General features: G+C 74.3%; 12 protein-coding genes. 2 read left to right on the top strand and 10 right to left on the bottom strand.

Translation table 11 applies throughout. The annotated features are described in order from the left end of the window. Positions 1-319: 319 nt before the first annotated feature. Positions 320-1435 (top strand): NlpC/P60 family protein, encoded by a 1116-nt coding sequence (locus ACFVS6_RS41940; protein WP_389711803.1) that lies wholly within the window; start codon positions 320-322, stop codon positions 1433-1435. On the opposite strand, the gene ACFVS6_RS41935 is transcribed toward ACFVS6_RS41940, so the two are convergent. The 5 genes from ACFVS6_RS41935 to ACFVS6_RS41915 form a co-directional block, all read right to left on the bottom strand. Continuing rightward, positions 1351-2646 (bottom strand): styrene monooxygenase/indole monooxygenase family protein, encoded by a 1296-nt coding sequence (locus ACFVS6_RS41935; protein ID WP_389711802.1) that lies wholly within the window; start codon positions 2644-2646, stop codon positions 1351-1353. The genes ACFVS6_RS41940 and ACFVS6_RS41935 overlap by 85 nt on opposite strands. 252 nt (positions 2647-2898) lie before the next feature. Beyond that, positions 2899-3522, bottom strand: a complete 624-nt coding sequence (locus ACFVS6_RS41930) for an ATP/GTP-binding protein (RefSeq protein WP_389711801.1) — start codon at positions 3520-3522, stop codon at positions 2899-2901. After that, on the bottom strand, positions 3503-3886 hold the full coding sequence (locus tag ACFVS6_RS41925; RefSeq protein WP_389711800.1) for a DUF742 domain-containing protein: 384 nt from the start codon (positions 3884-3886) through the stop codon (positions 3503-3505). Before ACFVS6_RS41925 ends, ACFVS6_RS41930 begins: the two co-directional genes overlap by 20 nt. Beyond that, positions 3883-4356: a roadblock/LC7 domain-containing protein gene (locus ACFVS6_RS41920; RefSeq protein WP_389711799.1), complete on the bottom strand. Its 474-nt coding sequence runs from the start codon at positions 4354-4356 to the stop codon at positions 3883-3885. The genes ACFVS6_RS41925 and ACFVS6_RS41920 overlap by 4 nt, the downstream gene beginning before the upstream one ends. Then, positions 4353-7604: a nitrate- and nitrite sensing domain-containing protein gene (locus ACFVS6_RS41915; RefSeq protein ID WP_389711798.1), complete on the bottom strand. Its 3252-nt coding sequence runs from the start codon at positions 7602-7604 to the stop codon at positions 4353-4355. Before ACFVS6_RS41915 ends, ACFVS6_RS41920 begins: the two co-directional genes overlap by 4 nt. A 377-nt stretch (positions 7605-7981) precedes the next feature. On the opposite strand from ACFVS6_RS41915, the gene ACFVS6_RS41910 reads away from it, so the two are divergent. Further along, a complete protein-coding gene (locus ACFVS6_RS41910; protein WP_389711797.1) occupies positions 7982-8755 on the top strand; it encodes a protein phosphatase 2C domain-containing protein in 774 nt (257 codons plus the stop codon). A gap of 104 nt (positions 8756-8859) precedes the next feature. On the opposite strand, the gene ACFVS6_RS41905 is transcribed toward ACFVS6_RS41910, so the two are convergent. The 5 genes from ACFVS6_RS41905 to ACFVS6_RS41885 all read right to left on the bottom strand — a co-directional run bounded on the left by ACFVS6_RS41905 (position 8860) and on the right by ACFVS6_RS41885 (position 15445). Further along, positions 8860-9300 carry a MarR family winged helix-turn-helix transcriptional regulator gene (locus ACFVS6_RS41905; RefSeq protein ID WP_389711796.1) on the bottom strand — a complete coding sequence of 147 codons (441 nt, stop codon included), beginning with the start codon at positions 9298-9300 and terminating at the stop codon, positions 8860-8862. 199 nt (positions 9301-9499) lie between these two features. Continuing rightward, positions 9500-11908 (bottom strand): endopeptidase La, encoded by a 2409-nt coding sequence (gene lon / locus ACFVS6_RS41900; RefSeq protein WP_389711795.1) that lies wholly within the window; start codon positions 11906-11908, stop codon positions 9500-9502. Positions 11909-12110: 202 nt separating this feature from the next. Next, positions 12111-12884: a DUF4097 family beta strand repeat-containing protein gene (locus tag ACFVS6_RS41895; protein WP_389711794.1), complete on the bottom strand. Its 774-nt coding sequence runs from the start codon at positions 12882-12884 to the stop codon at positions 12111-12113. Positions 12885-13016: 132 nt separating this feature from the next. Continuing rightward, positions 13017-13916, bottom strand: coding sequence for a sulfurtransferase (locus ACFVS6_RS41890; protein ID WP_389711793.1), 900 nt, complete (start codon positions 13914-13916; stop codon positions 13017-13019). A gap of 194 nt (positions 13917-14110) precedes the next feature. Continuing rightward, complete coding sequence (locus tag ACFVS6_RS41885; RefSeq protein ID WP_389711792.1) at positions 14111-15445, bottom strand: hypothetical protein; 1335 nt, start codon at positions 15443-15445, stop codon at positions 14111-14113. Between the last annotated feature and the right edge of the window lie 225 nt (positions 15446-15670).

The raw sequence follows: 15670 nt of genomic DNA, 5'->3' as shown, positions 1-15670 counted from the left end.
CCGCCCCGTTGCGGCCCCGCCCCGCCACGGGGAGACGATGAGACCGGCGGGAAACCACCAAACCCTCCCTGACACGGATCAAGGACATCCCGCCCACCCCCGACCCCACCAACCGACCACCCCCGCCCCACCCGCAACCCCCCACCCCCGACCCCGCCCCACCCACCACCCCCCACCCCCAAACGGATGGTGCCCCGGGCTCGCCGGGGCTCGGTTGGGGGATTCGTCATACCGGGCGTGGCAGCATCCAGGGGTCGGAGGTGATTTTGTGACAAAACGACTGGTTCGTCTTGGGTGTATCGCGGCGGTGTTGGTCGTCGTGGGGTCCCCGCCCCGGGCGCAGGCCGAGCCCGTCGGGGAGTTGCTCGTGCGGCTGCAGGGCCTGTACCAGAAGGCCGAGGAGGCCAGTGAGGCCTACAACGCCGCCGAGGTCGCCCTCAAGGCGCGGCAGGACGACGAGCGGCGCCTCGGCGCCGAGTTGGGGCGGACCCGGTCGGCGCTCAGCGCCGAGAAGGCCGCTGCCGGGCGGCTGGCCCGGGAGCAGTACCAGGGTTCGCGGGAGTTCTCCCCGTACCTGCGGCTGCTGCTCTCCGGGGATCCCCAGCAGGCCGTCGACCAGCGGCGGCTGACCGCCCGTGAAGGGGCCCGCCGGGCCGGGGTCGTGGCGCGGCTGGAGCGGGGTGAGAAGCAGGCCGATGTCCTGGCCGCCGGGGCGCGCAAGGCGTTGGAGGCGCAGCGGGTGCTGGCCGAGGAGCAGAAGCGGCACCGGGAGGACGTCGCGGGGCGGCTGAAGGAGGTCGAGCGGCTGCTGGCGGCGCTCACCCCCGAGGAGTTGGCCCGGCTGGGGGAGCGCGAGGAGGCGGTGACGGCCGGGGCGCAGCGGGATCTGCTCGGTTCGGGCCGGCTGCCCGCCCGTACGGGTACGCCGACTGCGGCGGGTGGCGCCGCCCTGGGGTTCGCGACGGCGCAGATCGGCAAGCCGTACGTGTGGGGCGCCGAGGGACCGGGGTCGTTCGACTGTTCCGGGCTGACGTCGAAGGCCTGGGCGCATGCCGGGCGGTCGATCCCCCGGACCAGTCAGGAGCAGTGGGCGCGGTTGCCGAAGGTGCCGCTGGACCGGCTGCGGCCGGGGGACCTGGTGGTGTACTTCCCGAAGGCCACGCACGTCGCGCTGTACATCGGGGACGGCAAGGTGATCCAGGCGCCGCGGCCGGGGGCATCGGTGAAGGTGTCGCCGATCGCGGCGAACCCGTTGTTGGGAGCGGTGCGGCCGGATCCGGAGGGGACTCCGCTGGCGGAGTTCACCCCGCCGCCGCTGCCCGTGGCCGCGACGGCGGGGGACGATTCCGGTTACTCGGCCGAGGAGGCTCCGGATGCGGAGCCGGCGCTGGAGCCGGCGCTGGAACCGGAGGCGGCGGCGACCTCGGCGAGGTAGTCGGCCGCGTCCTCGGGGTCGTAGAAGTAGTTGTCGAAGTCGGCCGGGTTGTCGAAGCCGTTGGCGAAGCGGTCGGCGACCGGCTGGAGCTGTCCGGCCGCGCCGATCAGGTTCAGCACGTGCTCCGGGGGGACGCCCAGCATGGCGTTCGTCCACTGGGTGACGGGCTTGCCGGTGGTGAACCAGTACTTGTCGAAGGTCGCCTTCATCCATGCCTCGTCGAACGGGTTGTCCCCGTGCATGAGGATCGAGGAGAGGTACGAGGCGGCGCACTTGGCTGCGGAGTTCGAGCCCTGTCCGGTGATCGGGTCGTTGGCGACGACCACGTCCGCGACGCCGAGGACGACGCCGCCGCCGGGAAGCCGGCCGATCGGGTTGCGGACGACCGGTGGGTACCGGCCGGCGAGGGTGCCGCCCGCGTCGGTCAGTTCGACCTCGGTCGCCCGGGCGTACTCCCAGGGCGTGTGGGTCTTCATGAGTTCCAGCGTCAGCGCGAGGTGTTCCGAGGGGTCGTTGACGCCCTTGAAGACGTCGATCGGGCCGCCGGGGATGCCCTCCCAGAAGAGGATGTCGGCGCGCCCGGAGGTGGTGAGGGTCGGCATGACGAAGAGTTCGCCGACGCCGGGCACCAGGTTGCAGCGGACCGCTTCGGTGTCCGGGTGCTCGGGGCGCGGTTCGAGTCCGTGCACGTACGCGACGGCGAGGGCGCGCTGCGGGGCGTCGTGGGGGGATCGCGCCGCGTCCCGCCCGAACATCGAGACGAGTTCGCCCTTGCCCGCGGCGACCAGGACGAGGTCGTACGTGCGGGAGAAGTAGTCGAGGTCGGCGACGGACGCCCCGTGGATGACGAGCTGGCCGCCGCGCTGCGTGAAGGTGTCGAGCCAGCCGGCCATCTTCACGCGCTGGTCGACGGACTGCGCGTGGCCCTTGAGGCGGCCGAGCCAGTCGATGGGGCGGGAGCCGTCGGGGGCGGCGACCGAGACGCCGAGGCCCCGGATCTTCGGGGCCTGCTGCTCCCAGAAGTTGATCCCGAGGTCCCGCTCGTGCTGCAGCGCGGTGTCGAACATGCACTGCGTGGACATGATCCGTCCGGTACGGATCTCGTCCGCGGTCCGGTTGGACATGAGGGTGACCTCGTAGTCCTTCGCCTGGAGGCCGAGGGCGAGTTGGAGGCCGGACTGACCGGCTCCTACGACAAGTATCTTGCGCATCTCACTTCTCACTTCGGGCTGTGGGGACGGGACCGGGAAACGGGACGGAAGCAGGGGACGGAAGCAGGGAACGGAGGCGGGGAACGGAACGGAACACGACCGGAAAGCGGGACGTCACCGGCCTGCGGACCGGGGACCGGGACCGCGGACCGAGAGCCGAGGGCCGCGGCCTGCCGGCCGCCGGGGCGGACGGACGCGACGGGACGCAGGGGCCCGAAACCCGGTACCGGGCCCCGGCCCCGGCAGGTGGATCTATTCGGGTGTCTCGTCCAGTGCGTGACCCACCAGGGTCAGCAGGGATTCGACGACCGAGTCGCGGCGCCGCGCGTCCATGACCACGACGGGCACGCCGGGCGGGATCGAGAGGGCCTCGCGCACGTCCTGCGGCTCGTACGAGCGGGAGCCCTCGAAGTGGTTGACGGCGACGGCGTACGGCAGGCCGCAGCTCTCGAAGTAGTCGAGGGCGGGGAAGCAGTCGCGCAGCCGGCGCGTGTCGGCCAGGACGAGGCCGCCGATGGCGCCCCGCACCAGGTCGTCCCACATGAACCAGAACCGCTCCTGGCCCGGCGTCCCGTAGACGTACAGCACGAGGTCGTCGGCGAGGGTGACCCGGCCGAAGTCCATGGCGACGGTCGTGGTGCGCTTGTCCGGGGTCCCGGTGAGGTCGTCGGTGGGGACGCCGGCCTGGGTCATGACCGCTTCGGTGCGCAGCGGGGTGATCTCGGAGAGGGAGGACACGAAGGTCGTCTTGCCGACGCCGAAGCCACCGGCGACGAGCACCTTCACGGCGACGGGCGCGCGCGAGCGGTCGTACTGCCAGGGCTGGGCGGGCTCGTCGTCCACGAGGGCGGCCGGGTCAGAGACGGCGAAGACCACTGAGCACCCTTTCGAGCAGTGCGCGTTCGGGGCGGCCGGTGCCGTGCCCCGTGCCGTAGACGCGTACGCGGCCCTGGTCGGCGAGGTCGCTGACCAGGACGCGTACGACGCCGAGCGGGAGCTTGAGCAGGGCCGATATCTCGGCGATGGTCCGCATGCGGCGGCACACCTCGACGATGGCGCGCATCTCGGGCGTGCGGTCGTTCGTGGCGGCCGTGCCGGTGTCCAGGGCGGCGACGAACGTCTCCACCAGCAGGACCTGCGTGAAGCGGGTGCGGCCGCCCGTGAGGGAGTACGGGCGGACGCGGGCGGGACGGCGGTCGGCGCCGCGTATCGGAAGTCGGTCGGAGGCCGTACTCCTCACGGGGTGTTCTCCATCGACTGGCGCAGCTCGCTGCGGACTTCGGGGGTCAGGACGTGGCCGGCGCGGCCGACGAACAGGGCCATGTGGTAGGCGACGACGCTCATGTCGCAGTCGGGCGTGGCATGGACGCCCAGCAGGGAGCCGTCGCTGATGGCCATGACGAAGACGGAGCCGTTCTCCATGGCCACCATGGTCTGCTTGACGGTGCCGAACTCCATGAGCGCCGCGGCGCCGGTGGTGAGGCTGCCGAGTCCGGAGACGATGGTGGCGAGGTCGGCCGAGGCGCCGCGGGGGCCCTTCGGGCGGTCCTGCGGGGCGTCCGTGCCTGGCTCGGAGGAGAGCAGGAGGAGGCCGTCGGAGGAGACGACGGCGACGGAGTTGACGCCGGGCACCTCCTCGACCAGGTCGGTCAGCAGCCACTGCAGGTTGCGGGCCTGGGTGCTCAGTCCGTACGTACTGGGCGCGGTCATGTGCGTGCCTCCTGTGCGGTGTCCCCCTGGTCGGTGTGACCCTGCCCCCGGTCCTGCGTACCGTCCTGGTACTGATCCTGGTACTGGTCCTGCGCGAGCTCGGCGGCGACGACGCGCCGCCCGTCCTGGGCGCCCTGGTAGAAGCCGCCGAGGCGGCGGCGCAGTTCCTCGGCGTCGACGCGGCGCGGCTCGGGTCGGGGCTCGGCGGGGCGTGCCGGGCCCGCGGAGGCGCGCGGGGTGCGCTTGGGGAGTCCCTTGTCGGTGACGGCCTCGGTCACGGGGCGCCGGGGGGCGGTCTCGGCCTCGTGTCCGGGGTGGCTGCCCTGGCGGGGGACGAAGTGGTCCTCGGCGTCGGCCCGGTGGTGCGCGCCCCGGTCGGTGTCGGGGGCGGGGACGGTGTAGGGCTGCGCGAGGAGCGACAGTCCTTCGTCCTGTACGGAGACCCGCGCGGCGGCGTCGGCGTCCGGACCGGGGCCTTCCGGCTCGGGGTCCGCCACCGTGAAGGCGTCCGCGTCGGCGTCGGCGACGACGCGTGCGAGGAGTTCCTCGCCGGCTCCGGCGGTGTCCGGCGCCTCCGTTGCCGGGGCGGGCACCGTGAAGACCTGCTCGGCGGGGGGCGTCTGCGCGCTCTCGTCGGCGTCGAAGGCCTCGGCCAGCGGGACGACCCGTACGGGGGCGTCCTCGTCGGCCGGGTCGATCGGCGCCGGTACCGGGTCGGGGACGGGTGCGGAGGCGGTGAAGACCTGGTCGGCCGGCGGCAGTTCCCCGGAGTCGAAGCCCTCGAAGCCCTCAGGGGGTGCGAAGCCCTCGGCGGTGTCGGCGTCGGGCACGACCCGGGCGAGCAGTTCCTCGTCGGGGGTGACCGGCTCGGGCTCGGCGTCCGCGGCCGCGGTGCCGAGGGGGGCGGTGCCGGTGTCGAAGGCGTCGGTGCCGAAGGCTTCCGGGCCGAAGGCCTCGGTGCTCAACGACTCCGTATCGACGGACCCGGTGTCGGGGGTCCCGGTGTCGACGGACCCGGTGTCGAAGGCCTCCGCCAGCGAGACCACCCGCGCCGGCGCCTCCACGGCGGCGGCCGTGTCGGGGTCCGTCAGCTGTGCGGGCTCGGCGGTCTCCGCGCTGTCGTGCTGCGGGCGCAGCCGGGGCGGCAGGGTGTTCTCGTTGGCCTCGGCGACCACACCCGGCAGCTGGAACGCGGGCAGGCCCGGCTCGGCCAGGGTGTGGACCGCGGTGGCGGGGGCGCCGGCGGGGAGCAGCGTCGCGGGGACGACGACCAGGGCCTCGGTGCCGCCGTGCCGCGCGGCGCGCAGCTCGGCCGTCACGCCGTGGCGGGCCGCGAGCCGGCCGGCGACGTACAGGCCGAGGCCGAGGCCGTGTTCGGCTTCCGGTTCCTCGTCGTAGGCCTCGGGGCTGGCCAGCCGGGCGTTGAGGGACTCCAGGCGGTCCTCGGTGACCCCGATGCCGGAGTCCACGACGGACAGGACGACCTCGCCGGAGTCCTGGAGCCGGCCGGAGACCTTGACCTTGGCGTCCGGGGGCGAGAACGTCGTCGCGTTCTCAAGGAGTTCGGCCAGGACGTGCGAGATGTCGTCCGCGGCGTGCCCGGCGACCTGCGTGTACGAGGGGAGGGCGGCCAGTTCGACGCGTTCGTAGCGTTCGATCTCGCTGACGGCCGCCCGCATGACGTCGACGAGCGGTACGGGCAGGCTCTGACCGTGGCCGTGTTCCTGCCCGGCCAGGACCAGCAGGTTCTCGTTGTGGCGGCGCATGACCGTCGCCAGGTGGTCCAGCTTGAAGAGGGTGGCGAGCCGGTCCGGGTCGCCCTCCTTGGACTCCAGTTCCTCGATGACGGCGAGCTGCCGTTCGACGAGGCCCAGGGTCCGCAGCGACAGGGAGACCGAGGTGGTCGACATGATGCGGCGGTGCTCTTCGAGGCCGGCGCGCAGTTCGGCGAGTTCCTTCTCCAGTGCCTCGCGGCCCGAGGCGAGGGCCTCGTTGCGGCCGATGAGGCGGCGCCGGTCGGCGTCGAGTCCGGCGACGCGGGTGTGGAGGGCGACCGTCTGGTCGCGCACGGAGTTGAGGTGGCGGACGACTTCGGCGAACTCGTCGTTGCGGCCGGTGAAGCGGACCGGCTCGACGGAGCCCTCCGCGGTCGACAGCCGTTCCGCGCCGCGGCGCAGTACGGACAGCGGCCGGGTGAGGGATCGGGCGACGGCGGTGGAGAAGCCGATGACGAACAGGAACAGGACGCCGAGTACGGCGACGACGAGTTCCAGGCGGGTCACGTCGTCGTCGCGCTGGGTGGCGAGGGCGGTGGCCCGGTTGCCCGCGAGGGTGGATTCCACGGACCGCATGCGGTCGATGCGGGCCGTGAGGGCCGTGCCGACGGCTCCGGCGTCGACCTTGCGGTCGGCGGGGGTCAGCGTGGGCCGGTCGGTGAGCCGCTTGAGGTAGTCGTCGGCGGTCTTGACCTCGGGGCCGGTGACGGTGACGGCGAGGGTCTCGCGCACGTCGGGCCGGGCGATCCGCGCGAAGTCGTCGAGCGCGGCCTGTTCGCGGACGCGGGAGCGCTGCGAGGCGGTGGTGAGCTCGTCGACGGCCGGTGCGTTGGCGGGCTGGTCGCCGCGCGGGACGGCCAGCGCGGCTAGCAGCAGTCCGCGGGTCGCCGAGGCCTGCTCCACGGCTCGGCCGAGGGGGACCAGGGGGCGCGTGGTGCCGAGGGCGGCCTCGGCGCGCGGCGGGGTGAGTTCGACGAGCCGGTCGCCGGGGGCGAAGAGTTCGGCGAGGACGCCGGCGTAGGCCTGGTGGGCGGCGATGGCGGTGCCCTTGCCGTCGACGGCCTCGGTACGGACGGCCTGGATCTTGCCGAGGGCGCCCGCGAGTTCCTCGTCGGCTTCGGCCCGGACCTCGGCGAGTTGCCGGTCGGTACGGGCGGTGCGCTCGTCGACGGGGCCCTTGGCGGCGCCGGGTCGGCCCTTGGCCACGTACTCGACGACGGCGTCGCGCTCGTCGCCGAGGAGGTGGGTGAGGGTGAGGGTGTGCCGCGTCTGCTCCGCGAGGGTGACCAGGCGTTGTGAGTCGTTCAGTTCCCTCGTGGCGGAGACGACGGCGGGTGCGCCGGCCGCGAGGACGGTGAGTCCGGCGACTGCCACACCGATGACCAGCCTGCGGCGGACGCGTACGCGCCGTCCTGCCTTGGCGGGTCCGTCGGCGCTGGCGGTGCCGTTCTTCCGAGACCGCTTCTTCTGCACCGGTGCTCGCAATCCTGTACGTGTGCTCGTGCTCGTCTACTCGTGTGGCCGAGGTAACGGCCGGTCAACAAGTAAACGCCCCCTGCCCCCTCGTACCGCCTCAGACCTTTGCAGTGTGATGCGAAGAGAGCCGCACATCGCCCACCCGGCCACTCGAAGGAGTGAACATCACGGAGGAGTGGCCGACCAACTCGGGCACCCCGTGTCAGGGGCCGCTCGTGGACGGGTGGTTGAAAGATCGAGCCGGGCTTTGGCACTATGCCCGCCCACATCGCCACGGGGTGCCGGCGGTCGGGCCGTCCGGGGCGCGCCACCACTCCCCCGTATTGGTATGGACCTTCCTGCGCGCGCGGGCCCTCGGCGGGCAGAATGTCCCCATGCGCATCGACCTCGCCACGGCCCCCGGCGACCCGGAACGCCCCAATGAGGACTGGCTGTCGGCCTCGGCGCCCTCTTCGGGCGGCGGCGTCCTGGTGGTCCTGGACGGAGTCACCCCGCCACGCGGCGGCGACGGGTGCGTGCACGGCGTGCCGTGGTTCTCGGCGCGGCTCGGCGGCCGATTGACCGAACTGTCCGGATCGCGGCGGGACATGTCGCTGGACCGGATTCTGGCGCGGGCCATCGGCGACACCGCCGACGCCCACCGGGACACCTGTGACCTTTCTCACGCACGGACCCCCCAGGCGACGGTGGTGATGGTCCGCTGGGACGGGTCCTGCGTGGAGCACCTCGTGCTGTCGGACTCGGTGCTCCTGCTGCGCGGGGCCGACGGCCGGGTCTCGGCGGTGCTCGACGACCGGCTGGACCGGATCCCGGGCGAGGTCCTGCGGTCGGTCGCGGCGACGGACGCGCTGCGCAACGCCGAGGGCGGGTTCTGGACGGCGGCCGCGGACCCGGCGGTGGCGGACCGGGCCGTCACCGGACGCACCCCGCGCGGGGAGGTCGTGGCGGTGGCCGCGCTCACGGACGGGGCGAGCCGCTGGACGGACACGTTCGGGGAGGGCGACTGGGCGGCCTGCCTGGACGTGCTGCGCAAGGAGGGCGCGGAGGGCCTGATCGGGCGGGTGCGGGCGGTCGAGTCCGATCCGCTGCGCCCGTCCGCCCGGTACAAGCGGCACGACGACGCCTCGGCGGCCTACGCGGAGCTGTAGCGGCGGGCGGGGCGGTGGGCCGGGGCGGCGTGACGGCGCGTTGGGCCGGGCCGCGGCGGCGTGACGGAGCGCCCGGTCGGGGCGGCGTGACGGTGGGCCGGGGCTCACTCCTCGCCGGAGTTGAGCTGGCGCAGGAGTCTGGCCAGCTCCGCCACCTCGCCCCGGTCCCAGTCCGCCAGCTTGCGCATGTACTGCTCGCGGCGGGCCCCGCGGACCCGCAGGAAGCGGTCCCGGCCCTCGTCGGTGAGGCCGACGAGGAAGGCGCGGCCGTCGGCGGGGTCCGGCTCCCGGGCGACCAGGCCCAGCACCTCCAGGGCCCGCAGCTGGCGGCTCATGGTGGCCTTGCCGACCCCGAAGTAGGCGGCGAGTTCGGTGGCCCGCTGCCGGCCCGCCGCCTCCAGTCGGACGAGGAGTCCGTAGGCGGCGGGCTCCAGCTCCGGGTGGAGGGCGCGGGCCATCTCCCCGGAGGAGGCCCGGGCGCGCCGGAGGAAGACGGACAGCTCCCGCTCCAGGGCGAGGAACTCCTGGTCTTCGCTTCCGTGCACGTCCGCTCCCGTTCGATGCTGTGTGTGGCGGTCGCGTTGCCGCCGTCCTCGGCCCGGGTCCCTCGCTGACATCTTTGTTCGAGACCCGCTGCGCGGGCCCCAGTATTTCGCAGCGGAAGCCGCGAAGGCCCGGGGCCCCGCCGGAGCGGGTCCCGGGCCCTCGTTCGGGCGGCCGGTCGGGGGCCGGTCGGGCGACCGGTCAGGCCGCCTTGGTGAAGGACACCTCGGCGGGGGCGAGGGCCAGCTCCAGGACCTGGCGCACGTCCGTCACCGGGTGCACCTCCAGCCCCTCCAGCACCTCCGCCGGGACGTCGTCCAGGTCGGCCTCGTTCCGCTTCGGGATGATCACCGTGGTCAGTCCGGCCCGGTGCGCGGCCAGCAGCTTCTGCTTGACCCCGCCGATGGGCAGGACCCGTCCGGTCAGGGAGACCTCGCCGGTCATCGCCACGTCGGTGCGGACCTGCCGGCCGGAGAGCAGCGAGGCGAGGGCCGTCGTCATGGTGATGCCGGCGCTGGGGCCGTCCTTGGGGACCGCGCCCGCCGGGAAGTGGATGTGGACGCCCCGGTCCTTCAGGTCGGCGACGGGCAGCTCCAGTTCGGCGCCGTGCGAGCGCAGGAAGCTGAGGGCGATCTGCGCCGATTCCTTCATGACGTCGCCGAGCTGGCCGGTGAGGGTGAGCCCGGCGGCCCCGGTCTCGGGGTCGGCGAGCGAGGCCTCCACGAACAGCACGTCCCCGCCGGCCCCGGTCACGGCGAGGCCGGTTGCGACGCCGGGCACGGCGGTGCGCCGCTCGGCGGGGTCCTGCGCGGACTCGGGGACGTGGTGCGGCCGGCCGATGAGCGCCCGCAGGTCGTCGGGTCCCAGGGTGAGCGGCAGGTCCCGCTCCCCCAGTTCGTTCTGGGACGCCACCTTGCGCAGCAGTCGGGCGAGGGAGCGCTCCAGGGTGCGCACGCCAGCCTCGCGGGTGTACTCGCCCGCGAGCTTGCGCAGGGCGGCGTCCTCGATGACGACCTCGTCGGCGCCGAGGCCGGCCCGCTCCAGCTGTCGGGGCAGGAGGTGGTCGCGTGCGATGACGACCTTCTCGTCCTCGGTGTACCCGTCGAGGCGGACGAGTTCCATCCGGTCGGCCAGGGCCTCGGGGATGGCCTCCAGGACGTTGGCGGTGGCCAGGAAGACCACGTCGCTCAGGTCCAGTTCGACTTCGAGGTAGTGGTCGCGGAAGGTGTGGTTCTGGGCCGGGTCGAGGACTTCGAGGAGGGCGGCGGCCGGGTCCCCGCGGAAGTCGGAGCCGACCTTGTCGATCTCGTCGAGGAGGACGACGGGGTTCATGGACCCGGCCTCCTTGATGGCGCGGACGATCCGGCCGGGGAGCGCGCCGACGTAGGTGCGGCGGTGGCCGCGGATCTCGGCCTCGTCCCGCACGCCGCCGAGGGCGACGCGGACGAACTCGCGGCCCATGGCGTGCGCGACGCTCTCGCCGAGGGAGGTCTTTCCGACGCCGGGCGGGCCGACGAGGGCCAGTACGGCCCCGCCGCGGCGGCCGCCGACGACGCCCATGCCGCGCTCGCCGCGGCGCTTGCGCACGGCGAGGTACTCGGTGATGCGGTCCTTCACGTCGCTCAGTCCGGCGTGCTCGGCGTCGAGCACCGCGCGGGCGCCGCGGATGTCGTAGGAGTCCTCGGTGCGCTCGTTCCAGGGCAGTTCGAGGACGGTGTCGAGCCAGGTCCGGATCCAGGAGCCCTCCGGGCTCTGGTCGCTGGAGCGTTCGAGCTTCTCGACCTCCTTGAGCGCGGCCTCGCGGACCTTCTCGGGCAGGTCTGCGGCCTCGACGCGGGCACGGTAGTCGTCGGACTCCTCGCCGTCCTTCTCCCCGTTGATCTCGCGGAGTTCCTTGCGGACCGCCTCCAGCTGGCGGCGCAGGAGGAACTCGCGCTGCTGCTTGTCGACGCCGTCCTGGACGTCCTTGGCGATGGACTCGGCGACGTCCTGTTCGGCGAGGTGGTCGCTGAGCCACCGGACGGCGAGGCGGAGCCGGGCGACGGGGTCGGCGGTCTCCAGGAGCTCCACCTTCTGGGCCACGGTCAGGAACGGCGAGTAGCCGGAGTTGTCGGCGAGCGCGGAGACGCCCTCGATCTGCTGGACCCGGTCGACCACCTGCCAGGCGCCGCGCTTCTTGAGCCAGGTGGTGGCGAGGGCCTTGTACTCGGTGACCAGTTCGGCGACGGCGCCGGGCAGCGGGTCGGGTTCCTGCTCGTCGACGCTCTCGCCCTCCACCCACAGGGCGGCGCCCGGCCCGGTGGTCCCGGCGCCGATGCGGACGCGGCCGCGGCCGCGGATCAGGGCGCCGGGGTCCCCGTCGGAGAGCCGGCCGACCTGCTCGACGGTGCCGAGCACGCCGGTGCCCGCGTACGTCCCGTCGACCCGCGGGACCAGCAGGACCCGGGGCTTCGCGGCGCCGGCCCCGGTGCCGGCCGCGGCCTGTGCGGCCTCCACGGCGGCGCGCACGTCGGCGTCGGACAGGTCCAGCGGAACGACCATCCCCGGCAGCACGACCTCGTCGTCCAGCGGCAGCACGGGCAGGGTGAGCGGTACGGACGTCGAAGCCATGATCTTCCCTCCGGCAGTGAACTTGAGCTATGTCGACTCAATGCACGTGAGTCCCCCGATGTTCCCCAACGAGCGTTCGCCGGGGGCGAACGGCCGTCCGGGGGCGGGGGCCGGGGGCTTCGAAGTTCCGATCCGGCGTCGAGGGGCCGGCCGTGACAGCGCATGAGGGAAGTGCTCCGGCGCGGGCCTCGTCGGGGTGGGCTCAGGTCAGGGGGGAGGCCTTCACGTCGCCCGATGTCGTTTCCAGGCGCAGTCGGGAGGGCGCGGCCGGGGCGTGGGGCAGGGTGATGTCGCGGTCGCCGGAGCTGCTGGAGCCGGACAGTTGGTACGGGGCCGTGGGGACGCGGAGCGTGAGGTCTCCCGAGGTGGTGACGGCGCTCACCGAGACCGGCACCGTCGTGAAGGCCAGGCGGGCGTCGCCCGATTCGGAGCGGACGTCGGCCTCCGGGCCGGACAGGGCGTCGGCGGTGATCGACCCGGAGGACGTACGGACCTTCAGCGGGCCCGCGATCCGTTCGGCCCGCACGTCACCTGAGTCCGAGGTCAGCTCCGCCGCCGCGACGCCCGTCACCGTGATGCGGCCGCTGCTGTTGCCGACCTTGACCTTCGCGGAGGCGGGGACCTCCAGCCGGTAGTCGACGTAGCAGCTCTCCGCGCAGCCGGCGGTGAAGGTGAGGACCCCGTCGGTCACCCGTTGAGCGGGCTCGGGCGCGGTGTCCCCGCGGTAGTGCACGGTCCGGTGGACGACGACCCCCGGCCCGGTGCCCGGCGTCACCTCGACGGAGCCGCGCCGCCCGTCCGTGACCTCGACGGCCGCGACCGCCTCGGTGACGGTGGCGTCGGCGGACGCCGTCCTCGTGTGGATGCCGTCCCCGATGCCGTCGACGGAGCACCCGGCGAGGACGAGGAGCACGGCGGCCGCCGTGGCGCCGACCGTCTTGCGGGCCAGTAGGGCTGATGCGGTATCGGATGCCATGCGGAAAGTCTGTCGATCCGGCGCTCCCGGCACGCTGGTGCCGGTACCCGGGCCGGGGTGGGGTTATCCCCCGGCGAGGGCGCCCGGGAGCCGGCCCCCGAGCCGCGAGGCCGCCCGGGAGCCGGCCCCGGATCAGCCGCCCGACGGGCCGCCGGTCTCCACCGGTCGCCGGCCGGCCGGGTCGCCCCACTCGCTCCACGAGCCGTCGTACACCGCGAGGTCCCGGTACCCGGCCAGGGTCGCGCCGAGCGCGAGGACGCAGGCCGTGACCCCGGATCCGCAGCTGAAGTAGAGCCGCTCCCGGCTCCCCGTCAGCGGCGCGAAGGCCGCGCGGAGTTCGTCCGCGGTCAGCATCAGCCCGTCGGGACCCTGGAGTTCCCCGAAGGGCAGGTTCACCGCGCCCGGCATGTGGCCGCCGCGCAGGCCCGCGCGCGGCTCCGGGGCGGTTCCGGCGAACCGGCCCCGGGTGCGGGCGTCGACCACGGTCGCGGCCGGGTCGGTCAGGGCCGCCGCGACGGTGTCGGCGTCGACGACCAGCCCGGGGCGCGGCCGGGCGGTGAAGGAGCCGGGCGGGCCCGCGTACTGCGGCGCGGCCTCCTCGACCGGCAGGCCGGCGGCCGTCCAGGCGGGCAGGCCGCCGTCCAGGACTGCGACCCGGTCGAAGCCCATGGCGCGCAGCATCCACCAGGCGCGGGCGCTGGAGTGGATGCCGGCGCCGTCGTAAACGACGACGGTGTCGGTGTCGTCCACGCCGAGGTCGCGCATCGCCGCGGCGAACTCCTCGGGGCCGGGCAGCGTGTGCGGGGCGGCGGCGGTGTGGTCGGACAGGGCGCCGTCGAGGTCGAAGGGCCGTGCTCCCGGGATCCGGGTCCGCGCGCCCCGGTGGGCTCCGACGGAGGCGTCGAACAGCACCGGTCCGTTCCCGCCGAGCCGCTCAGCGAGCCATGCCGCCCCGACGAGGGGCCCGGGCAGGTCCGCGACCCCGGTGCGGACGACGGGAGGGGTGGGCGTGGGTTCCGCTGACGGCGGCACGGGCGACTCCGGAGGATCGGCGGGGCGCGGCGGCGGGACGGGAGCCCGCAGCGCGGCGTGGTCGGGTCATCCTCGCGCCCGACGCCCCCGGGGTCGCGGGATTTTCCGCGACGGCCGTGGTCGCCCGAAGCGGCAGCCGGAGGAACGCCGCCGACCGGAGCCGCCCGCCCCGGCCGCGGCCCCCGCGGCGGGCGTCAGCCGCAGTCGCCCGGGCGGGCGTACACCGCGACGCGCGCCCCCCGCACCGGGGTCATCGAGCACAGGGTGAAGGAGGACTCCAGCGCTTCGCGCTTGGCGGCTTCGTGCGGGTAGGGGTCCAGGGGCTGTCCGACGGGGTCGAGGAGGGCGATCACCCGGGGGGAGGCGGCCAGGGCGGCGCGAATGGCGTCGGGGGTGCGCTCGGTGCCCTGGAGGCTCCGCGAGTCGGCCGGGGAGCGGTCCAGGGCCACGTCCCGCAGGCCCGCGTACGTGTCGGGCGAGGACAGCAGCCACTCCCGCCGCCGGGAGGGCATGAAGAGGACGGCGTCCCCGGGCCCGGCCCGTTCCCGGACGGCGGCGGCCACGGCGAGGACGTCGTCCTTGCGGCTGTCCGGGGTCCGCAGCCACGCCGACCACATCGCGAACGGCACGGCCAGCGCGGCCACCAGCAGCCACGGCCACACGCCCCGCGCCCGCGCGAGCCGCGCCCCGGCGAGCAGGGCGAGGCCGGTCAGGGAGTAGAGGACGTACCGGTCGACGTACCAGGGGTGCACGAGGGAGACGGCCATCAGGAGCCCGGGCGGGAGCAGCGCGAGCGGTACGGCGACCCGTACGAGGTCCCGTTCGCCGGGCGGGGCCTTGCGCGCGAGCAGCAGGACGGCGGCCGTCAGGACCCCGTACGCCGCCCAGTCCTGCCAGGACGGCCGGCCGAGCCAGCCCAACTGCTGCTGCGCCTGCCGGGCGCTGATCACCGCGAGCGGCAGCAGTGCGGCGACGACCGCGGCGGCGCCCCACCGCCAGCCGCGGGCGTGCCGGGCGGCGGGGGCGTGGGCGAGCAGCGCGAGGACGGCGAACTCGTGCAGCCAGCAGCCGAGGAGCAGCACCAGGGCGTAGGCGGTCCAGCGGCCGCGGAGCATCAGGTACGTCGCCCAGATCACGGCGGCCGCGACGAGGGCGTACGAGCGCCCCTCCTGCGCGTACATCTGCACCGGCGGCAGGACGGCGTAGGCGGTTCCGGCCGACAGCGCGGCCCGCTCCCCCACCGTCCGATGGGCGACCGCGGCCACTCCGGCGGCCGCGAGGGCCGTGCCGGCGACGGAGGGCAGCCGCAGCGCCCACAGGCCGCCGTCACCGAGGGCGAACACCCCGTGCATCAGCAGGTAGTGGAGGCCGTGGACGGCGTCGACCTGCCCGAGGAGTTCCCACAGACCGGTCAGGGGCCGGTGGGCCACCTGCCAGGTGACGGACTCGTCGCGCCACATGCTGCCGCCGTCGGGGCCGCGCCGCAGGCCCCAGAGGCCGAGGAGCAGGGCCACCAGCGGGGGGAACACGCGCCAGGGGGCGATGCGGCGGATGACGGCCTCCTGGTGCTTACGGACGGGTGGTGGGGGCCTCCATACTCGGGGTTCGGATCGAGACCCGCGGAGGTGGGTGTGCGAGCGTTCCGAACGACGACGCCGACGACGGGACGGGCGGCGGCTCGGCGGGCTGCGGCGGGGCCGGCGCGGACGGCCGCGACGCTGGGTGCGGTGGTCCTGGGCGCGGTGCTCCTGGCC

The organism is Streptomyces sp. NPDC057939, assembly GCF_042887545.1.
In the GTDB taxonomy this organism is placed as follows: domain Bacteria; phylum Actinomycetota; class Actinomycetes; order Streptomycetales; family Streptomycetaceae; genus Streptomyces.
Note: the sequence above shows the minus strand (reverse complement) of the source record. Positions and strands in the feature narration are given on the sequence as shown.